Genomic DNA, 16,919 nt, shown 5'->3' on the forward strand with positions numbered 1-16,919 from the left:
AACGAATCATTATTACAATGATGATCTTGGCATTACTCCTTTTAAATGGATGTTCCTTACCCGGACTTAGTGGTTCATCAACAGACACTATAAAAATTGGTGCACTTAATACGTCAGAATCAATGACGGTAGCATATATAATTAAACAATTAATTGAGCATAAGACAGATTACAAAGCCGAAATTATCGGAAATATGGGCTCGTCCATTGTGCAGCATCAGGCACTTGAACAGGGAGAAGTAGACATTACAGGAACCAGGTATACTGGAACAGACTTACCGGGTACCTTGCAAATGGAGCTTGTTACCGATACAGATGAAGCATTAAAAATTGTCCAGCGTGAATTTCAAAAACGATTTGATCAAACATGGTTTGACCCATATGGATTTGAAAACTCCTATACATTCACCGTTACTAGTGAGTTGGCAAAAGAAAAGAACTTAAAAAAGGTTTCTGATATTGAACCTTATGCAACTGACTTACGATTAGGGGTAGATAATGCTTGGCTTAATCGTGAAGGGGACGGCTATCAAGGCTTTATTAAAACATATGGCTTTGAATTCGGAAAAACGTATCCGATGCAAATTGGCCTTGTTTATCAAGCTGTAGCCAGCGGCGAAATGGATGTTGTTTTAGCCTATACAACGGATGGCCGAATTGAAGAATTTAATCTCGTAAACTTAGAAGATGATAAGAATTTTTTCCCGCCGTATGATGCTTCTCCAGTTGCGCGAAATGATCTATTGAAAAGCCACCCAGAAGTCCGTAAAGTTCTTGAATCGTTAGCTGGAAAAATTGATGAAGACACGATGAGATATATGAACTACGAAGCAGATGTGAAAATGAAAGAACCATATGTAGTCGCCAAGGAATTTCTTAAAAAAAACAATTACTTTGAAGATTAAGGAGAGAAGGTGATTTCTTGCAAACATTAACCGAGTTATGGAACTATTACGCACAAAACTACTCCTATGTATGGGAAGAGTTCTACCGGCACTTTCTAATGTCTGCCTACGGTGTTTTGTTTGCCGCCATTGTTGCTATTCCTGTTGGCATTTTCATCGCCAGACATGCGAAATTAAGCAAGTGGGTATTTTCTTTTACGAATATTATCCAAACAATTCCTGCTTTAGCTATGCTGGCAGTCCTCATGCTTGTCTTGGGACTGGGACCAAACACAGTGGTTGCTTCGTTATTTTTATATTCGCTTTTGCCAATTGTTCGTAATACGTATACTGGAATCCGTAATGTCGATCAAGCATTGATTGAGTCGGGGCGTGGCATGGGCATGACTAAATTTCAATTACTGCGCATGGTGGAATTACCACTTGCATTGTCTGTTATCATGGCTGGATTAAGAACAGCTTTAGTCATTAGCATCAGTATTGCAACGATTGGTGCTTTTATTGGTGGTGGCGGTTTAGGTAATATTATCATCCGTGGAACGAACGTATCTGACGGCACCGCAATTATCCTGGCAGGTGCGATCCCAACTGCATTAATGGCGGTTATTGCTGACTTAGGTATGGGTTGGTTAGAAAAACGGCTCACGCCGAGGTAGAATGAATTTTCCATTAGTAGGACTTTCTATCATCTCCCGCTGATGGTTAGCACCACAAGGGTACCACCTATTGGACGAATCGGAAATTTAGATGCCGTTATCTCCACTTAGACTTTTTTGTTCTCCTCAGGCTCCCTTAAATGGCAGTCTGAGAGGACCAGCTTACATGTGAAATAAAAGAAACTGTAGCCGTTTATAGCATAAAAAGCCCAAGATCAATCATGGGCTTTTTATATTTTATGTGCTATCCAATATAACAATCCACGAGGAAGACTATTATGACAAGCATTTTGTTAGAAAAAAATGTTCCATGTACTGTACGTAATGGAACGACATTATATGCAGATATTTACCGACCAGATCAAGAAGCCGATATACCTATAGGCGTATTATACAAAAGAGCTGATTCGGATGCTATTCATCTGTTTATATAATTTGAGAATTTGATTAACAGACCGTGATTTAGATAGGTGAGCGTACTGATGTCAATCCATCAAAATGGCAGGCAGCTTGTTCTGCTGCTTGCCATAAAGGTATGTCTGTGCCCGTACATAAAACTCAGTAAAAGCGCTCTCTCACCAACTAGCTTTCCTTTAAAATTACGTTTATGAATAAATTAAACTTAAAATTAGAGAGGATCTTCAATATCTCATCAAAAACGCATGAGCAAATTCCTAAATTAGACCATTTGTTAGAATTTAAACTTCGTGATTAATTGATGAAGATCATCTGCTAATTGTTCCAGCCGCCCAGAGCTATGAACGACTTCTTCCATAGAAGTGCTTGTTTGCTCTGTTGTTGCCGATACTTCCTCGACCCCAGCAGCCGCCTCCTGTGAAATGGATGCTACTTCTTCGATAGAACGATTCATGGCTTGACCAGCTTCAGTAATATCATGTAAATGGCTGGACATGACGATAATATGATCTGCCATTTCCGAAATTGCTTCTTTTATGTGCCCAAACGTTTGTAATGTTGTTTGGATGTGACTGGTTCCTTCTTCAACCTCGTGATAACCCGTTTGCAATGAATCTGTGACCTTGACAGATTCGCTCTGAATATTTGTGACAATCTCTGTAATATCTGTCAGTGACATATCTACTTCTTCTGCTAGCTTCCTAATTTCATCAGCTACTACGGCAAAGCCTTTTCCATGCTCTCCTGCTCGTGCGGCTTCTATCGTAGCATTTAAAGCCAGTAAGTTGGTTTGGTCTGAAATGCGATGAATCATTGCAATTAATTCACTAATCCGCTTAGCATGTTCATCCAAACCTGCTACTTTTTCGACAGCATCATGTACAATCGAATTAATGGTATCCATTTGTGCAGTAGATTCCTGCATTCGCTTGCTTCCATCTTTAGTTAAATCCTGAACTATTTTTGAATTGGCTTCCACAGCTATACCCTTTTCATACGCATCCTTTATTTTGGTCATAAAATGAGACATACCATTTGCTAGATCATTCGTGCTATGGGCTTGATTTTCCGAACCAGCTGCAAGCTCTTGCATGGTTGTTGCCACCTGCTCTGTACCAGAGTTAACTTCATTGGCAAACTGTGTTAATTCTTCACTTTGACTACTAACTGTTTCCGAAGCTGTCTGAATACGACTAAGTAAATCTTGCATATTCTCACTCATTTTATTAGATGCGATGATAAGCTGCCCTGTTTCATCCTGCAAATCAGTAGATAATGGCGGATTACTTAGGTCGCCGTTGGCAATTTTATTCATCCGCTGCATAACCAATTGAATGGGTTTCGTAATTCTTGATGTAATGAATAGGGAAAAAATAATACCAATACCAATAACAATGACTAATGCAATAGCAATTGGCCAAATAATAGATCGTGCTTTTTTTGCAAACTCAGCTTTATCGACCGTACCGCCTATCAACCAATTCGTAGTAGTATTTTTCACAAAACTCATGATTTTCTCTTCGTCGTTTAACTCATACTCCACCGATCCTTTCTTTCCCAGTCGGTTTAACTTACCGAATAGCTCGTCATTAGCGGCCTTTCCAATTTTGCCTTTATCTTTATGAGCAATATAGTTACCTGCTTCATCTAATACAACTGCATAACCAGTTTCACCGATTTCCATGCTCTGGACCATATCCATCAATGTATCAATAGTAACATCTACGGCAAAAACTCCCTTTAATTCATTTTTTTTATAATAAGCACGTGCGGCAGTTAAAACCATGTCTCCTGTTCCTTCATCGATGTAGGGACTGGTCCAAATCGTTTCTCCGTTTGCAGCTACTGCCTGCTTATACCAAGGCCGCTCTTTTGGATTATAATCTTCATCTAAATCAGCTGTCGGATCAATCATGTCACCCGTTTTTTCATCAACAGCATAGATAAACGTCATTGCCGAATTTGCATCTTTTGTTTCCTGCATACGTTCTAACAATTCATCCCGGTTTTTCGATTTATAATCCAATACTAACTGACTCGATGTATATTGATTAAGAATCGTATCGGTATTAGCAAAAAACATGTCAAATGTATCGCTCATATTTGACATTTGACTTTCAGTACTCTTTGTTAGCTCATTAACCACCATTTTAATTGTAAAATTATAACTGATAATAGCCACTATTCCACCAGAAAAGAGTATTAAGAAAATAAATGGAACTAAAATTTTTGTTTTTAGTGTTTTCCCTCTAAACAAACCACTATATTTTTGCTTGAAATCCATGTTGTACTCCCCTTCTTTAAAAGTTCAACTAATCCTATCAGTAATGTTCAAAAAGAAGATAAAGATGTGATAGCTTCTACAATCGTACTATCCTGAAAATCCGATTATTCGCTGTGGCGTTTTCCTTGTCTTGAGATAGATATGCTTGCTGAAAAACCCGATGCGTTATTTTTTGAGCACCCTTTTAAGCTTTATTCCATATGGAAATACATCTCCTTTTCATATCTTCTGCTTCCTTTTCTGTACGACAAAGCAGGAAGCACTGATCATTTCCACTAATAACTCCCTTCACCTCTTTCCAGTTTAGACACTCCATGATATAGCCAATCGCTTTTGCATTTCCGGGAATTGTCTTGATCATCACGAAGTAGTCTTTAGCATGAACGGATATAATTGCATCAGCAAATAATGCTTGTAAGCTTTTTATCGGATTTTTCATACAATCCTTTATATTAGCTGATAAAGAATAATAACTTCTTCCATCAGGAAAATGCTTTTTTATAATATGAAGCTCTTTCATATCTCTTACGATCGTAGACAGTGAAACGTCACATCCAGCTAGCTTTAATAACTCCAACAATTCCTTTTGGGTACGAATGATTTTGGTTAGAACGAGCTCTCGTATCTTTCGTTGACGTACTTGTTTATTCATCATCATTCTCCTCCTAGATACACGAATAGGGAGAATCTATTCATCAAAGGTTACGCAATTGTAGTAGATTCTCCCTCATTTAAACGTGTATTCTATTCGTTTATAATCGTCGTTCCGGCGTTTCCTCGTATCGCTTCTAAAGCCTTATCCAAAGAAGTAATAATGCATTTTCTACCTGGCTTCGATTTAGCAAATGCCATCGCAGCCTCTACTTTTGGTAGCATACTACCAGCAGCAAATTGACCTTCCTTTACGAATTCCTTTAACTCTTTCGTCGTTACTTGTTGAAGTGCTCGTTGATTAGGTAGATTGTAATGAACATATACATGTTCCACCTCTGTTAAAATAATGAGTGTGTCTGCATGAATTAATTCCGCTAGCGTTTCTGAGGCAAAGTCCTTATCAATGACCGCTTCCAAGCCAAAAATCTTTTTATTCTTTTGATATACCGGAATACCTCCACCTCCAGTACTGATTACAATAGTACCGTTATCGATTAATGTTTTAATTACCGCATGCTCTAAAATACTTACCGGTTTTGGGGAAGGGACAACTTTTCGAAAGCCTCGTCCAGCATCCTCACAAAATCGTACACCGTCCGCTTCCATTTGTTTTCTTGCTTCCGACTCCGAATAAAAAGGTCCAATAGGTTTGGTTGGATGACGAAAAGCTTCATCGTCAGGATCGACTTCCACTCGGGTTATCATAGCAGTTACTTGCTTGTCCAATCCTGCTTGCTTGAGTTGTTCATCCATTGCATTTTCTAACCAATAGCCAATCATTCCCTGACTCATAGCTCCACACGTATCTAAAGGCATGGCCGGCGTTTTTTCACTATCGGATTCCATTTGTTGTAATAAAATATTGCCAACTTGAGGACCATTCCCGTGCGTAATAGCAATTTGATAGCCTTGTTTAATGATTTGAATTAATTGTTCTGTTGTATGTTTTAATGCTTGTTGTTGTGCCTCAGCTGTTGCAATACCAGACTGTATCGCATTTCCGCCAAGTGCGATAACCATTCGTTTATTTATCATCCATCTATCCCTCTTTCCCTAAAATTCAGTTATGAACCCGCATGTAACTGGCAGTAAGACCTTCCCTTCTATGCTAACCTAGGAAGAAAAGCGCGATATCCAACTGCAAGTCAAATTGCCCGATTCTGTTCATTCTAACAATCAGTTAGGGATAAATGAATCCCCAAATGATTGAATATTCCACCTATTGTGTTTATTCAAAACCCAGGACAGTGTAGTTATGAACAGCAAATTTATACATGAACCGAACAAAACGAGTCAATGAAAATTTGCAGTGTTCCTTTTGAATATTCTTTTAGATACTTATTTTTCCAGTTATCAATCCAACTAATGCTACAACACCTAAGACTACAATGATGAGCATCAAAGTTTTTTCTAATTTGGTGTCCTGTTTTTGAATATTATTTTCTTTTAACGCCCATTTGTATAACAGAATACCAGGTGCATATAACAGCATCGTTAGGAGTAAGTAATCAATTCCAGCAGCGTATACAAGCCAAATTGCATAAATACTCGCAATGAGACCTACTACTTTCTCTCTCTTGCGCTTTTGTTGCGTTTCATACGTTTCTCCAGTTACTGTCAGCTTTACTTGATAAAATGCGGATAGCATATACGGAATCAAAATAGCTGAAGATGCCAGAGAAAATGTAAAGTTATACGCTGTTTCTGAGAATAATAGCGTAATGAGAAATAATTGTACTAAGCCGTTTGTTAACCATAAGGAATTCACTGGCGCTTTATTTTTATTTTCTTTCGCTAACCATTTCGGAAATACATTATCTTTAGCCGTAACATAAGGTAACTCGGCTGCAAACATCGTCCATCCGAGCCAAGCACCCATAACAGAAATGATAAGCCCAAGATTAATGACAATTGCTCCCCATTTTCCAACAATTGCTTCCATAACATACGCCATAGCGGGGTTAGGCAATGCTGCTAGTTCTTCTCTTGGCATAATTCCTAAGGATAGTAAAGAAATTAAAATGTAAATAAGCAGCACGCTAATCAAACCAATAACCGTTGCTTTTCCTACATCCGAACGATTTTTCGCTCTTCCCGACATTACCACTGCGCCTTCAATACCAATAAATACCCATAGTGTTACCAGCATCGTACTTTTTACTTGTTCAGCAACAGATCCCCAGGAAAATCCTTCCCTTCCCCAAAATTCAAATGTAAATGTATCCCATTTAAATGCAATAATAGCTACAATAATAAACAGGAAAATCGGAATAACTTTCGCAATGGTCGTGACCGTGTTAATAAAAGCTGCAGAACTAATTCCGCGTAATACTAGAAAATGAACCAACCATAAGGCAACAGATGCACCCAGAATACTAGCAACATTTTGTCCCCCTTCAAAAACAGGAATGAAGTAGCCAATAGAAGAAAACACCAATGTTGCATAAGCGACATTCCCAAGCCATGCAGATAACCAATATCCCCATGCACTATTAAATCCTAAAAATGTGCCAAAACCAGCTTTCGCATAACTATATATACCGCTATCTAATTCTGGTTTTCGTAATGTTAAATTTTGAAAGACAAAGGCAAGCGCGATAATTCCAATCCCCGTTATTATCCATCCGATAATAGCAGCTCCAGCATTCGCTCCAAGCGCAATATCCCCTGCTAAGTTAAACGCTCCTCCACCAACCATGGAACCGACTACAAGCGCAATTAGCGTAACTAGACCTAACTTTTTATCGTCTTCACCCATTTCATTCACCTTCTTTTAAAAGTGGGGAGAAAAGTCGTTTCTCCTCTTCGCTTTTTACGCTCCCATTTGTTGCAGCCATGACAGCTTTAATCGTATGCAGTCTATTTTCGGCTTCCTCAAATACAAATGAGTTTTCACTCTGAAAGACGTCATCCGTTACCTCCATCTCTTTTAGCCCAAATTTTTCGTAAATTTCTCTTCCTACCTCTGTCTCTAAATCATGAAAACTTGGTAAACAATGCAAGAACATAACTTGCTTATTTCCTGTTTTTTCAAGCATTTTCTTATTGACTTGATATGGAGAAAGCAACTCAATCCGCTCTTTAAATTTGTCCTCCTCACCCATGGAAACCCAAACATCTGTATAGATAACATCCGCTCCAGAAACAGCTTCATCCGTATTAGATGTGATGCTTATTTTTCCACCGGATTCTTTAGCCACTTTTTGGGCATAATCAATAACTTCTCGTTTAGGGAACAATACTTCCGGGGAACAAATTCGTACATCCATCCCAACTTTTGCCCCACCAATTAATAAGCTATTGCCCATATTGTTTCTGCCATCGCCAACATAAACGAGCTTAACCCCTTTTAAATGACCAATATTTTCCTTAATGGTTAATAAATCAGCAAGAATTTGCGTTGGATGAAATTGGTTCGTTAAACCATTCCAAACGGGTACACCTGAATATTCAGCTAAACCATTTACGGTTTCCTGTTCAAATCCTCGAAATTCTATGCCGTCAAACATCCTTCCTAATACAATCGCCGTATCACGAACAGACTCTTTCTTGCCAAATTGAATATCATTTTTTCCCAGATACTCTGGGTGAGCCCCTAAATCAATACAAGCTACTGTAAAAGCACATCGTGTTCTAGTTGATGGTTTTTCAAATAATAAGGCAATATTTTGCCCTTCCATATAGCGATGAGAGATACCGGCTTTTTTCTTCTCTTTTAAATCCGCAGCAAGATCAAGCAAATAATGAATTTCTTCTGCAGTAAAATCTTTTAATGTTAAAAAATGTCTACCTGTTAATTGGTCAGTTAATGTTATAGTCATCATTTCTTCCTCCTCGTAGTTTGATAGAAGAAGCAAGATGTTGCTTCTTCTATCGATATGTTGATCAACTTTTCACATAAAGGTATATAGTTAAATATCTTTTCGAACAAGTGGCATACTCATGCAACGAGGGCCCCCACGGCCTCTAGATAACTCCGAGCTAATGACTTCAATTACCTCAATACCATGTTCACGAAGTAGTTTATTAGACACATAGTTACGGTCATACGTAACAACAACTCCAGGTGCAATGGCCAATGTGTTGGACCCATCATTCCACTGTTCTCTTGGTGCAGCAATAACATCTCCCCCACCACATGGAATTAAGGCAACTTCTTTTAGGCCCAATACCTCTTTTAACGTTTGCATGAGGTTTGTTTTATGCGTAACTTTTACCGTATCTTCTTCTCCTTTTTCGAGGATATAGATATCCATTTCTCCTTTTTTATTCTGAATTTCCGGATGAATGGTAAATTTATCATAATCAACCATGGTAAATACGGTATCTAAATGCATAAATGCTCTTATTTTTGGTATTTCAACAGCAACAATACGTTTAATATCCGTTTGTCGTTTAAAAAGGTTAATCGCTAGTCGTTCAATTGCTTTTGCTGCTGTTCTTGCACTAATTCCGATAGCAATAGTGTCCTTATTCAAGACGAGTTCATCTCCGCCTTCCATTGGATGAGGGTAATCTCGGTTGAGCCAAATTGGAATATCATACGTTGCGTATCTTGGGTGATGATGAATGATATAACTCATGAATAAGGATTCTCTTCTCCTGGCTACTTCTCTCATTGTATTAATGGTTAAACCATTACCAATCGTTGCCGCCGGATCTCTCGTAAAATATAGATTTGGCATCGGGTCTAGATAAAATGGATAATGGTCGTGTAATAATTCATACAAGTGCGTCTTTTTCTCTGATGGAATTTCTGATTTTCTTATACCTGCCATTATCTTTTTAACCATTGCTTCTGTATCAAAAGATAGTAGATAGTCAGCAATTTGTAGAAAGGACCCATTAATGTTTACATTGGATTCATTTAAAATATCTGTTACAAATTGCTTTTTTAAATCTTCGGTATGAAGTGCTTCCGTCAACAAGGTTGTAAGGTACAGCACTTCAACTCCCCGATTTCGTAATGTCTGCGCAAAGTAATCATGTTCTTTTTGAATAATAGGCAGATATGGGATATCATCAAACAGCAAACGTTGCAAATACTCAGGGGTTAAATTTTCTACTTCTTCGCCTGGACGATGCAATAACACCGTCTGTAATTCTCCAATTTCTGACGTAACATGTAATGGATGTTTCATGTGAATAACCTCCTGTAAATGGTAATAATATATCTTTCACTATCTATCTTAGTTTTCTATGCATTATCTTGTTGTGAAACCGATTACATAAATAGCGTGAATTTTAACGCATTACAGCTGACAAATATAGACAACTCCCACATGAAAAAGCCACACCCCTAATTGTGACTTTATTCACAATTAGGGGTGTGGCTTTTTCCATCACTTATCGAATTACTTACATTTGTTCTGGAGCATGCACACCAATTAGACGGAGCGCATTGTCAATCGTTATTTTAACAGCTTCCAACAATGCCAAACGAGCCTTTGTTAAGGCTAATTGTGTTTCATCCAACACTTTTTCTGCGTTATAGAAACTGTGTAATGCGGAAGCTAAGTCAAAAGCATATTGCGTTATTTTGTGCGGTATTCGTTTCTCTGCTGCATCTAACACAAGCTGTGGAAATTCTCCTAACATCTTTAATAATCCCTTCTCACTAGAATACTGTAACAGGGAAGCATCGTACTCCGTATAAGAATACCCCGCTACTTTTGCTTTATTTAATAGTGTACAAATCCGTGCATGTGCGTACTGTACATAGTAAACAGGGTTTTCGTTTGATTGTGAACGTGCAAGGTTAATATCAAAATCCAAATGCGTGTCACAGGAACGTGTATTCATCATATAGCGCATCGCATCTACCCCGACTTCTTCCATTAATTGACGAAGCGTTAATGCCTTTCCGGATCGCTTACTCATTTTCACTCTTTCTCCATCTTCAAATAGGTTCACCATCTGAATAATGGCTGTTTCTAATGTATCTTTCGGATACCCTAACGCTTGAATCGCTGCCTCCATCCGCGGAACATACCCATGGTGATCGGCTCCCCAAACATTAATCAGCTTATCAAAACCCCGCTCTAGCTTATCGTTATGATATGCGATATCCGAAGCTAAGTACGTATAACTGCCATCTGATTTAATCACAACTCTGTCTTTATCGTCCCCATATTTTGTTGTCCGAAACCAGGTTGCGCCGTCTTTTTCGTATATTTCACCGGATTTGCGCATTTTATCCAAGGCCTGATTTACTTTTCCTTCCTTATATAAAGATATTTCCGAAAACCAGTTATCAAATTTGACTCGAAATCGTTGCAAATCGTTTTCAATCTTTTTCAATTCATACTCTAATCCATATTGGCGAAAATACGCTAAACGTTCTTCCTTCGATTGATGGAGCCACGTATCGCCTTCTTCAGTAGCCAATTCTTCCCCTATCTGAATAATATCCTGTCCGTAATAGCCATCTTCCGGCATCTCTGCTTCTAGTCCTAATGCTTGCATATAACGTGCTTCTACAGACAGAGCTAAATTATGAATTTGATTTCCGGCATCATTAATATAATACTCACGCTCTACCTCATATCCAGCTGCTTCTAATACGTTACAGAGCGCATCCCCATAACTTGCACCACGCGCATGTCCTAAATGAAGATCTCCAGTCGGATTGGCAGAAACGAACTCTACTTGAATTCGCATACCTTTTTTTGGATGCTTACCATAATCTTCTCGCGTTTGCAAAACATGAGGGAGCAATGGGCTTAAATAATCACTGTCCATAAAGATATTGATAAATCCAGGCCCGGCAATTTCCATTTTACGAATATGTGTACCTTGCAAATCCAAATGATCGATAATAGCCTGAGCTATTTCTCTTGGGGGCTGTTTAGCTACTTTAGTTAGCTGCATAGCGATATTTGTAGCGTAATCCCCATGCTGTTCATTACTCGGTTTTTCCAACAGAATTAGTGGGATGTCCGAGTCTTTATCCACTAGCTTAGCTTTTAGTACTGCTTGCTCCAATTGCTTTTTTATTGCGTTTTCCGTATCTTGAACGATATTCATGTTGTATCCTCCTTTTTGATTAGTCCTATAATTTAAGTTCATTATTTCACATTGGTGGTTTAATAAAAAGTTAAAAAGGGATAAATGCTAAAAACTCTCTGTAGCATTGTTGGAGAGAGAATTCTTCTATTTTTTTACATTTAAGAGGTTGTTCAAAACGTGCACTAAAAATGACACAGCGAATTACTTCGTACGTTAGAACGGATAAAATTTTAGCGTTGAAATTTCATTCAACGTAGTTAAAAATTTTTAGGATCTAAGTATAAGTACAACTAGGCTTTCGTCTGCGTTTCGCTTGCTGCTAAGCCAAGTTTTCTTTATTGGCTTATTTCTCCGTTCCTTGGAAAAGGATATCCCCTTTTCCTGCGTGAAAATGTGGTTCGAGGAAAATTCACTAGTGCTCATATATCTGTATGGCATACTCTAGCTACTCGAAACTTCGCCGCCTCGAACTTCTCGATCCTTTTTACCTTCTTTTTGAACACGCACTCTAACCTGTTATTTTGAAGGAAAATAAAAAAGTGCCTAAAAGGGTGAAATAACTGGATTGGTGTCACCTTTAGCACAACAGCTTCCCAGCTGCACTTTCTATGGAATATCTAAATGTTTGCGGCATTATTTGAATGACACGCTACAGTTTTCTGTTTTTCTAATGCATAAAATAATTGATATCATAAATAACCAACCGTTTGTCTACCATAGACAGAATCCCTTCTCTTTTTAATTCATTATAAATATGTGAGACGGTTTCTCGTGAAGTTCCTGTCAACTTAGCAAGCTCTGTTAATGTCATTGGTAAATCAATAATTATCTTTTTTCCATCATGATAACCAAAATCATGAAGCAAGCACAAGATTGACTGTTCAACCCGATCCCTGACATTGGAAGTGGTCAATGTTAGGAGGCGATTTTCATGATACTCTAATATAGTTGATAAATGATTGATAATTACAAATAAATGTTCCATATTATCCATTGCTTTTTCTTCCAATATTTTCGTGGGTATATAATAGACAACAATACTCGTTAGTGCACATGCTGAATAATGATAAAAATTATCTTTAAAAAAACCGCCATAAGGAAACATACTGTATGGTTTTATATAGTCCACATACAATCTTGTAGCTTCTGTGTTCGATCTTTCTAATTTCACATACCCTTCACTTAAAAAATAGATTCGTTCACGGGGGTCACCTTCCATAAATAACAATTGATTTTTTTTATATGTTCTTTCAAATAAATAATTCTTTAAATCTTCCAACTCAGCTTCCTTAAAGCGCGACAGGAATTCGAAATTGCCCAAATCCATGGTATCTTTTACTTTCATTTCAAGTCCCTCCCAATATAAAAACATCTAACAAGCATATTTTTAGATAACTTTTATTACCTCCCCGCTGCCACAGTACGTAACAATGTATGTAACCGATTACATAAAAAGTGATCGCTTCTACCTTTTACTGTTTTATATTCTCAGCAGTATATTAGTTAATTATGGGTCATTTCGATGATTGCATTTTCTATATCCATACTAGAAAATACAAGAAAGTTCATCTTTGGGAATAAAAGGAACCGATACATGAAATAAAGAGTAATCATTACGAAATAATAAATAGTGTTATTATGATTTTAGGTGAAAATGATGCTGAATAGAACTCTAAAAAAGCGCTAAAAATACCATATGATTCCACTTAGCACGAACAGCAAAATAAGAAAATTCTGTTATAGAGCAATTCCTAAACATTTAATTAGGAATTTTACTTTATCATATCTGACTTTAGCCTTAATATTTCCTGCTCCTCGTTTCTTTGCGGTAGTTTTAGTAATACAAACTTTTAAACCTGCTTCGCTTTCACAAACGCTATAAATGTCTTTATTAACGACATGTTAAAGAAAATAAATCCTTTATTGTTACGATCTAATATATTGGATGATACTTCCTAAAAACTTAAAAAAGCTATGGACTAACCAAAACGCTATCCAGTTTAAACAGGTTCTTTTTTGAATTTGTAAAATTACCATTCCGGTAATCAAGTAATATGATAGCTTTTTTCATTAACAATGTCAAGTTTTAAATTACCATTTTGGTAAAAGAGGTGAATGATTTGAATGATATTGGAAAACGATTAATTGAATTAAGAAAAAAGCAAAATTTAGAACAAAAAGAGGCAGCAAAACTAATAGGAATTTCTAGCGTTAATTTATCCCGTTATGAAAAAGGCAATCGCACACCTAACCCAGAAATGCTAAAAAAGCTAGCTGAATTTTATAATGTAAAGCCATCTTATATCGCCTTTGGCGAAGAAGATTGTCATTTAAAATTTTTATCAGATGTGACAGAAGAAGAAGCAGAATTATTAAAAGCTTACTTAATAAAAATTCGTCAGGAAAAACAACAGAAGGAGTAAACACATTTCAACGTGCTAAGGGTTACTAAATAAAGCATCTCATAACACCTAATAGTAAATTATCTACTCTGTTATGGATAACTACTGGAAAAAAGAGATCCGCCACCTTGAAAAGTCATGACTCCTAATCAAAGCGCAAATTTATATCAAATCAACATGCGGAAAGGGCGGCTGATTCCCGCCTTTTCGTTTTTATTTCAAAATAATTCAATTGGCTCTCGATAGACTTAAGCATGATAGAAATTCTTTTATTGAAAAGTGCATTAACATGAATTGGTAACACAATAAACGAGAAATTATTTGTTCTCATTTTACATTCACTTGCTTACCGAGATAGTAATTTAAATAACATAGTAACTCATGCTTATAGATAGGCTTCATCTTAATTGCACTACAAAACTCCCTTTCACTTCATCTCCCCATCTCAGTTCATACTTCTTTCTATCAACTATTGGGCCGACTCCTTCTGGTGTTCCCGTGTAAATAATATCACCTTTCTTCAAGCCAAAATTTGCCTGGATATACTCCAGTATCGTCTGGAAATGAAAGATCATCGACGAAATATTCCCTTGTTGAACTACTTTTCCATCACATAGTAGAGAAAAATCACTCTCTGAACAAGCAACTTCTCCTGGAAACTTCCAAAACTCTGTAACCACAGCTGCATTTTTAAATCCTTTGGCTAATAACCATGGGTGTCCTTTCTTTTTCAATTCAGATTGCACATCTCTTAATGTCAAGTCAACTCCCATTGCCATCTTAGTTACTACATCATCTACCTTTACACGATCGGTAACATCTTTACCTATATATAAAACAAGCTCTACCTCATGATGAATTTCACCTTGATCAGCCGGGTATTGGACAGTCCGACCATTCGCCTCCACTAAAGAATTCGTTGGCTTGGAGAAGACCAATGGCTTTTTTGGTACTTCATTGCCTAATTCAGCTGCATGATCTGCATAATTACGGCCAATGCAAAAAATATTGTTAATGTTCATATGTATCACCCCATGGGAAGCTTTTTATTGCGTTTATTATATCACACAGCAAAATGCTCTCTATCTATTTAAATGCACCTGTCTGTGTTATAAACATCTAAAAATCCATACAATCTACCATGCGGACAATTGTTGCTTACTTGTACGTGTTTCAAATAGATTTTTCATGCGCATAACTATAACCTTTCCTTCATTAGTGCTACAATAAAAATGTGAATGTTGCTTCTGTCACTTTCTTATGTATATTTCGTTCTAAGCTGTAGAAGCTAGCACTATTACGGTAAAGGAGTGGAAATCATGCAACAAAGTCAAATGGAAAGAATGAAACACGGGAAAGGGTTTATTGCTGCACTGGATCAAAGTGGAGGCAGTACACCTAAAGCGTTAGCCGCTTATGGCATATCAAAAGATGCGTATCAAAATGAAGCGGAAATGTTCGATTTAGTACATGAAATGCGCATAAGGATTATTACATCACCAGCCTTTGATCCCAAGTATATTTTAGGAGCCATCCTGTTTGAACAAACGATGGATCGTAAAATAGAGGGTATGTATACAGGCGATTATTTAGCCGAAAAGAAAGGAATTGTGCCTTTTTTAAAAGTAGACAAAGGACTTGCCGAAGAAGCAAATGGTGTGCAATTAATGAAGCCAATTCCAGACTTAGACGAAACACTAAAACGGGCAAATGAACGTCATATGTTCGGAACCAAAATGCGTTCGGTTATTAAAGAAGCGAATCCTGAAGGTATCCAAGCTGTCGTTCGTCAACAGTTTGAAATCGGGAAACAGATTATAGCAGCTGGTTTGGTTCCTATCATTGAACCAGAAGTAGACATCCATAGCCCGGAAAAAGAAAAATGCGAAGAGCTCTTAAAAGCTGAATTACTACGCCACTTAAATCATTTAAGCAAATCAGATAATGTCATGTTAAAATTAACTATTCCTACAGTAGCAAACACATATAAGGAACTAATTGAGCATCCAAATGTGGTACGTGTTGTCGCACTTTCTGGCGGCTATACAAGAGATGAAGCGAATAAAATGCTGAAAGAAAATGAAGGATTAATCGCTAGTTTCTCCAGAGCTTTAAGTCAAGATTTGAATGTCAACCAAACAGATGAAGCGTTTAATGCAGCTTTAAAGAAAGCGGTCGAATCCATTTACGAAGCTTCGATTTAAAAAATTTTACGTAACGATAGCCTAACCCTGTATAGGAACAAAAGCTAGAAATGCTCGGTTAGTGGCATCTAAACGGGAGAGCTTCTAAAGAAATCACGTGATAAAGGAAACATGCGCCTGCAACAGGGGTATGCCGACGCCTGAGTAGCAAGCCCGCTTTTTTGTCTTCCTTTAGATTTGAGCCGATGGTAACTTATCTTAAGGAGTTGGCACAAAGCTTGAGCATTTAAGCTAGACAGACAAAGCTACTTTTCAAAAAAATATCCAACATGTAAAAACGGATGGCGTTTCCTCAACCAACAAAAACCCCCTTAAAAGATAGCTTGGACTCTTTTAAGGGGGGTTGTTCATTTATAGTTTAACTAGAAATCTAGCAGCATTATAATAAG

At 37.4% G+C, this 16,919-nt stretch carries 14 protein-coding genes; 5 read left to right on the top strand and 9 right to left on the bottom strand.

What is annotated here, in order from left to right:
• Positions 1–17 precede the first annotated feature (17 nt).
• The 3 genes from JNUCC74_RS17955 to JNUCC74_RS17965 all read left to right on the top strand — a co-directional run bounded on the left by JNUCC74_RS17955 (position 18) and on the right by JNUCC74_RS17965 (position 1,995).
• Positions 18–905, top strand: coding sequence for an osmoprotectant ABC transporter substrate-binding protein (locus JNUCC74_RS17955; protein WP_454067920.1), 888 nt, complete (start codon positions 18–20; stop codon positions 903–905).
• Positions 906–922: 17 nt separating this feature from the next.
• Positions 923–1,561: an ABC transporter permease gene (locus tag JNUCC74_RS17960; RefSeq protein WP_282862083.1), complete on the top strand. Its 639-nt coding sequence runs from the start codon at positions 923–925 to the stop codon at positions 1,559–1,561.
• Between the two features lie 278 nt (positions 1,562–1,839).
• On the top strand, positions 1,840–1,995 hold the full coding sequence (locus tag JNUCC74_RS17965; protein WP_454066359.1) for a hypothetical protein: 156 nt from the start codon (positions 1,840–1,842) through the stop codon (positions 1,993–1,995).
• Between the two features lie 257 nt (positions 1,996–2,252).
• Here the strand turns inward: JNUCC74_RS17965 and JNUCC74_RS17970 are convergent, their stop codons facing one another.
• The 8 genes from JNUCC74_RS17970 to JNUCC74_RS18005 all read right to left on the bottom strand — a co-directional run bounded on the left by JNUCC74_RS17970 (position 2,253) and on the right by JNUCC74_RS18005 (position 13,269).
• Entirely contained in the window at positions 2,253–4,262 is a 2,010-nt protein-coding gene (locus JNUCC74_RS17970; RefSeq protein ID WP_454066360.1) for a methyl-accepting chemotaxis protein, read from the bottom strand.
• A gap of 184 nt (positions 4,263–4,446) precedes the next feature.
• Complete coding sequence (locus JNUCC74_RS17975) at positions 4,447–4,914, bottom strand: arginine repressor (RefSeq protein ID WP_454066361.1); 468 nt, start codon at positions 4,912–4,914, stop codon at positions 4,447–4,449.
• 92 nt (positions 4,915–5,006) lie between these two features.
• Positions 5,007–5,951: a carbamate kinase gene (gene arcC / locus JNUCC74_RS17980; RefSeq protein ID WP_454066362.1), complete on the bottom strand. Its 945-nt coding sequence runs from the start codon at positions 5,949–5,951 to the stop codon at positions 5,007–5,009.
• Between the two features lie 295 nt (positions 5,952–6,246).
• Positions 6,247–7,674: an arginine-ornithine antiporter gene (arcD, locus tag JNUCC74_RS17985; protein ID WP_454066363.1), complete on the bottom strand. Its 1,428-nt coding sequence runs from the start codon at positions 7,672–7,674 to the stop codon at positions 6,247–6,249.
• 1 nt (position 7,675) lies between these two features.
• Complete coding sequence (gene argF, locus JNUCC74_RS17990) at positions 7,676–8,737, bottom strand: ornithine carbamoyltransferase (protein WP_454066364.1); 1,062 nt, start codon at positions 8,735–8,737, stop codon at positions 7,676–7,678.
• A 90-nt stretch (positions 8,738–8,827) separates the two neighbouring features.
• Positions 8,828–10,057 (bottom strand): arginine deiminase, encoded by a 1,230-nt coding sequence (gene arcA, locus JNUCC74_RS17995; RefSeq protein ID WP_454066365.1) that lies wholly within the window; start codon positions 10,055–10,057, stop codon positions 8,828–8,830.
• 217 nt (positions 10,058–10,274) lie between these two features.
• On the bottom strand, positions 10,275–11,942 hold the full coding sequence (argS, locus tag JNUCC74_RS18000; protein ID WP_454066366.1) for an arginine--tRNA ligase: 1,668 nt from the start codon (positions 11,940–11,942) through the stop codon (positions 10,275–10,277).
• 649 nt (positions 11,943–12,591) lie between these two features.
• The gene (locus JNUCC74_RS18005) at positions 12,592–13,269 is read right to left on the bottom strand and encodes a Crp/Fnr family transcriptional regulator (RefSeq protein WP_245799725.1); all 678 of its coding nucleotides are present in this window, start codon (positions 13,267–13,269) and stop codon (positions 12,592–12,594) included.
• Positions 13,270–14,035: 766 nt separating this feature from the next.
• On the opposite strand from JNUCC74_RS18005, the gene JNUCC74_RS18010 reads away from it, so the two are divergent.
• A complete protein-coding gene (locus JNUCC74_RS18010) occupies positions 14,036–14,347 on the top strand; it encodes a helix-turn-helix domain-containing protein (RefSeq protein ID WP_454066367.1) in 312 nt (103 codons plus the stop codon).
• A gap of 377 nt (positions 14,348–14,724) precedes the next feature.
• Here JNUCC74_RS18010 and JNUCC74_RS18015 read toward each other — a convergent pair whose 3' ends face one another.
• Positions 14,725–15,348 (bottom strand): fumarylacetoacetate hydrolase family protein, encoded by a 624-nt coding sequence (locus JNUCC74_RS18015; RefSeq protein WP_454066368.1) that lies wholly within the window; start codon positions 15,346–15,348, stop codon positions 14,725–14,727.
• A 297-nt stretch (positions 15,349–15,645) separates the two neighbouring features.
• Here JNUCC74_RS18015 and JNUCC74_RS18020 point away from each other — a divergent pair, with 297 nt between their 5' ends.
• On the top strand, positions 15,646–16,530 hold the full coding sequence (locus JNUCC74_RS18020; RefSeq protein ID WP_454066369.1) for a fructose bisphosphate aldolase: 885 nt from the start codon (positions 15,646–15,648) through the stop codon (positions 16,528–16,530).
• Positions 16,531–16,919 lie beyond the last annotated feature (389 nt).

The sequence above is a fragment of the Cerasibacillus sp. JNUCC 74 genome, from assembly GCF_053667775.1.

Excerpts from the sequence above, each read along its gene's own strand:
- JNUCC74_RS17955 (WP_454067920.1), top strand. The coding sequence starts at position 18 with ATGATGATCTTGGCATTACTCCTTTTAAATGGATGTTCCTTACCCGGA.
- JNUCC74_RS17965 (WP_454066359.1), top strand. The coding sequence starts at position 1,840 with ATGACAAGCATTTTGTTAGAAAAAAATGTTCCATGTACTGTACGTAAT.
- JNUCC74_RS17970 (WP_454066360.1), bottom strand. The coding sequence starts at position 4,262 with ATGGATTTCAAGCAAAAATATAGTGGTTTGTTTAGAGGGAAAACACTA.
- JNUCC74_RS17975 (WP_454066361.1), bottom strand. The coding sequence starts at position 4,914 with ATGAATAAACAAGTACGTCAACGAAAGATACGAGAGCTCGTTCTAACC.
- arcC (WP_454066362.1), bottom strand. The coding sequence starts at position 5,951 with ATGATAAATAAACGAATGGTTATCGCACTTGGCGGAAATGCGATACAG.
- arcD (WP_454066363.1), bottom strand. The coding sequence starts at position 7,674 with ATGGGTGAAGACGATAAAAAGTTAGGTCTAGTTACGCTAATTGCGCTT.
- argF (WP_454066364.1), bottom strand. The coding sequence starts at position 8,737 with ATGACTATAACATTAACTGACCAATTAACAGGTAGACATTTTTTAACA.
- arcA (WP_454066365.1), bottom strand. The coding sequence starts at position 10,057 with ATGAAACATCCATTACATGTTACGTCAGAAATTGGAGAATTACAGACG.
- argS (WP_454066366.1), bottom strand. The coding sequence starts at position 11,942 with ATGAATATCGTTCAAGATACGGAAAACGCAATAAAAAAGCAATTGGAG.
- JNUCC74_RS18005 (WP_245799725.1), bottom strand. The coding sequence starts at position 13,269 with ATGAAAGTAAAAGATACCATGGATTTGGGCAATTTCGAATTCCTGTCG.
- JNUCC74_RS18015 (WP_454066368.1), bottom strand. The coding sequence starts at position 15,348 with ATGAACATTAACAATATTTTTTGCATTGGCCGTAATTATGCAGATCAT.
- JNUCC74_RS18020 (WP_454066369.1), top strand. The coding sequence starts at position 15,646 with ATGCAACAAAGTCAAATGGAAAGAATGAAACACGGGAAAGGGTTTATT.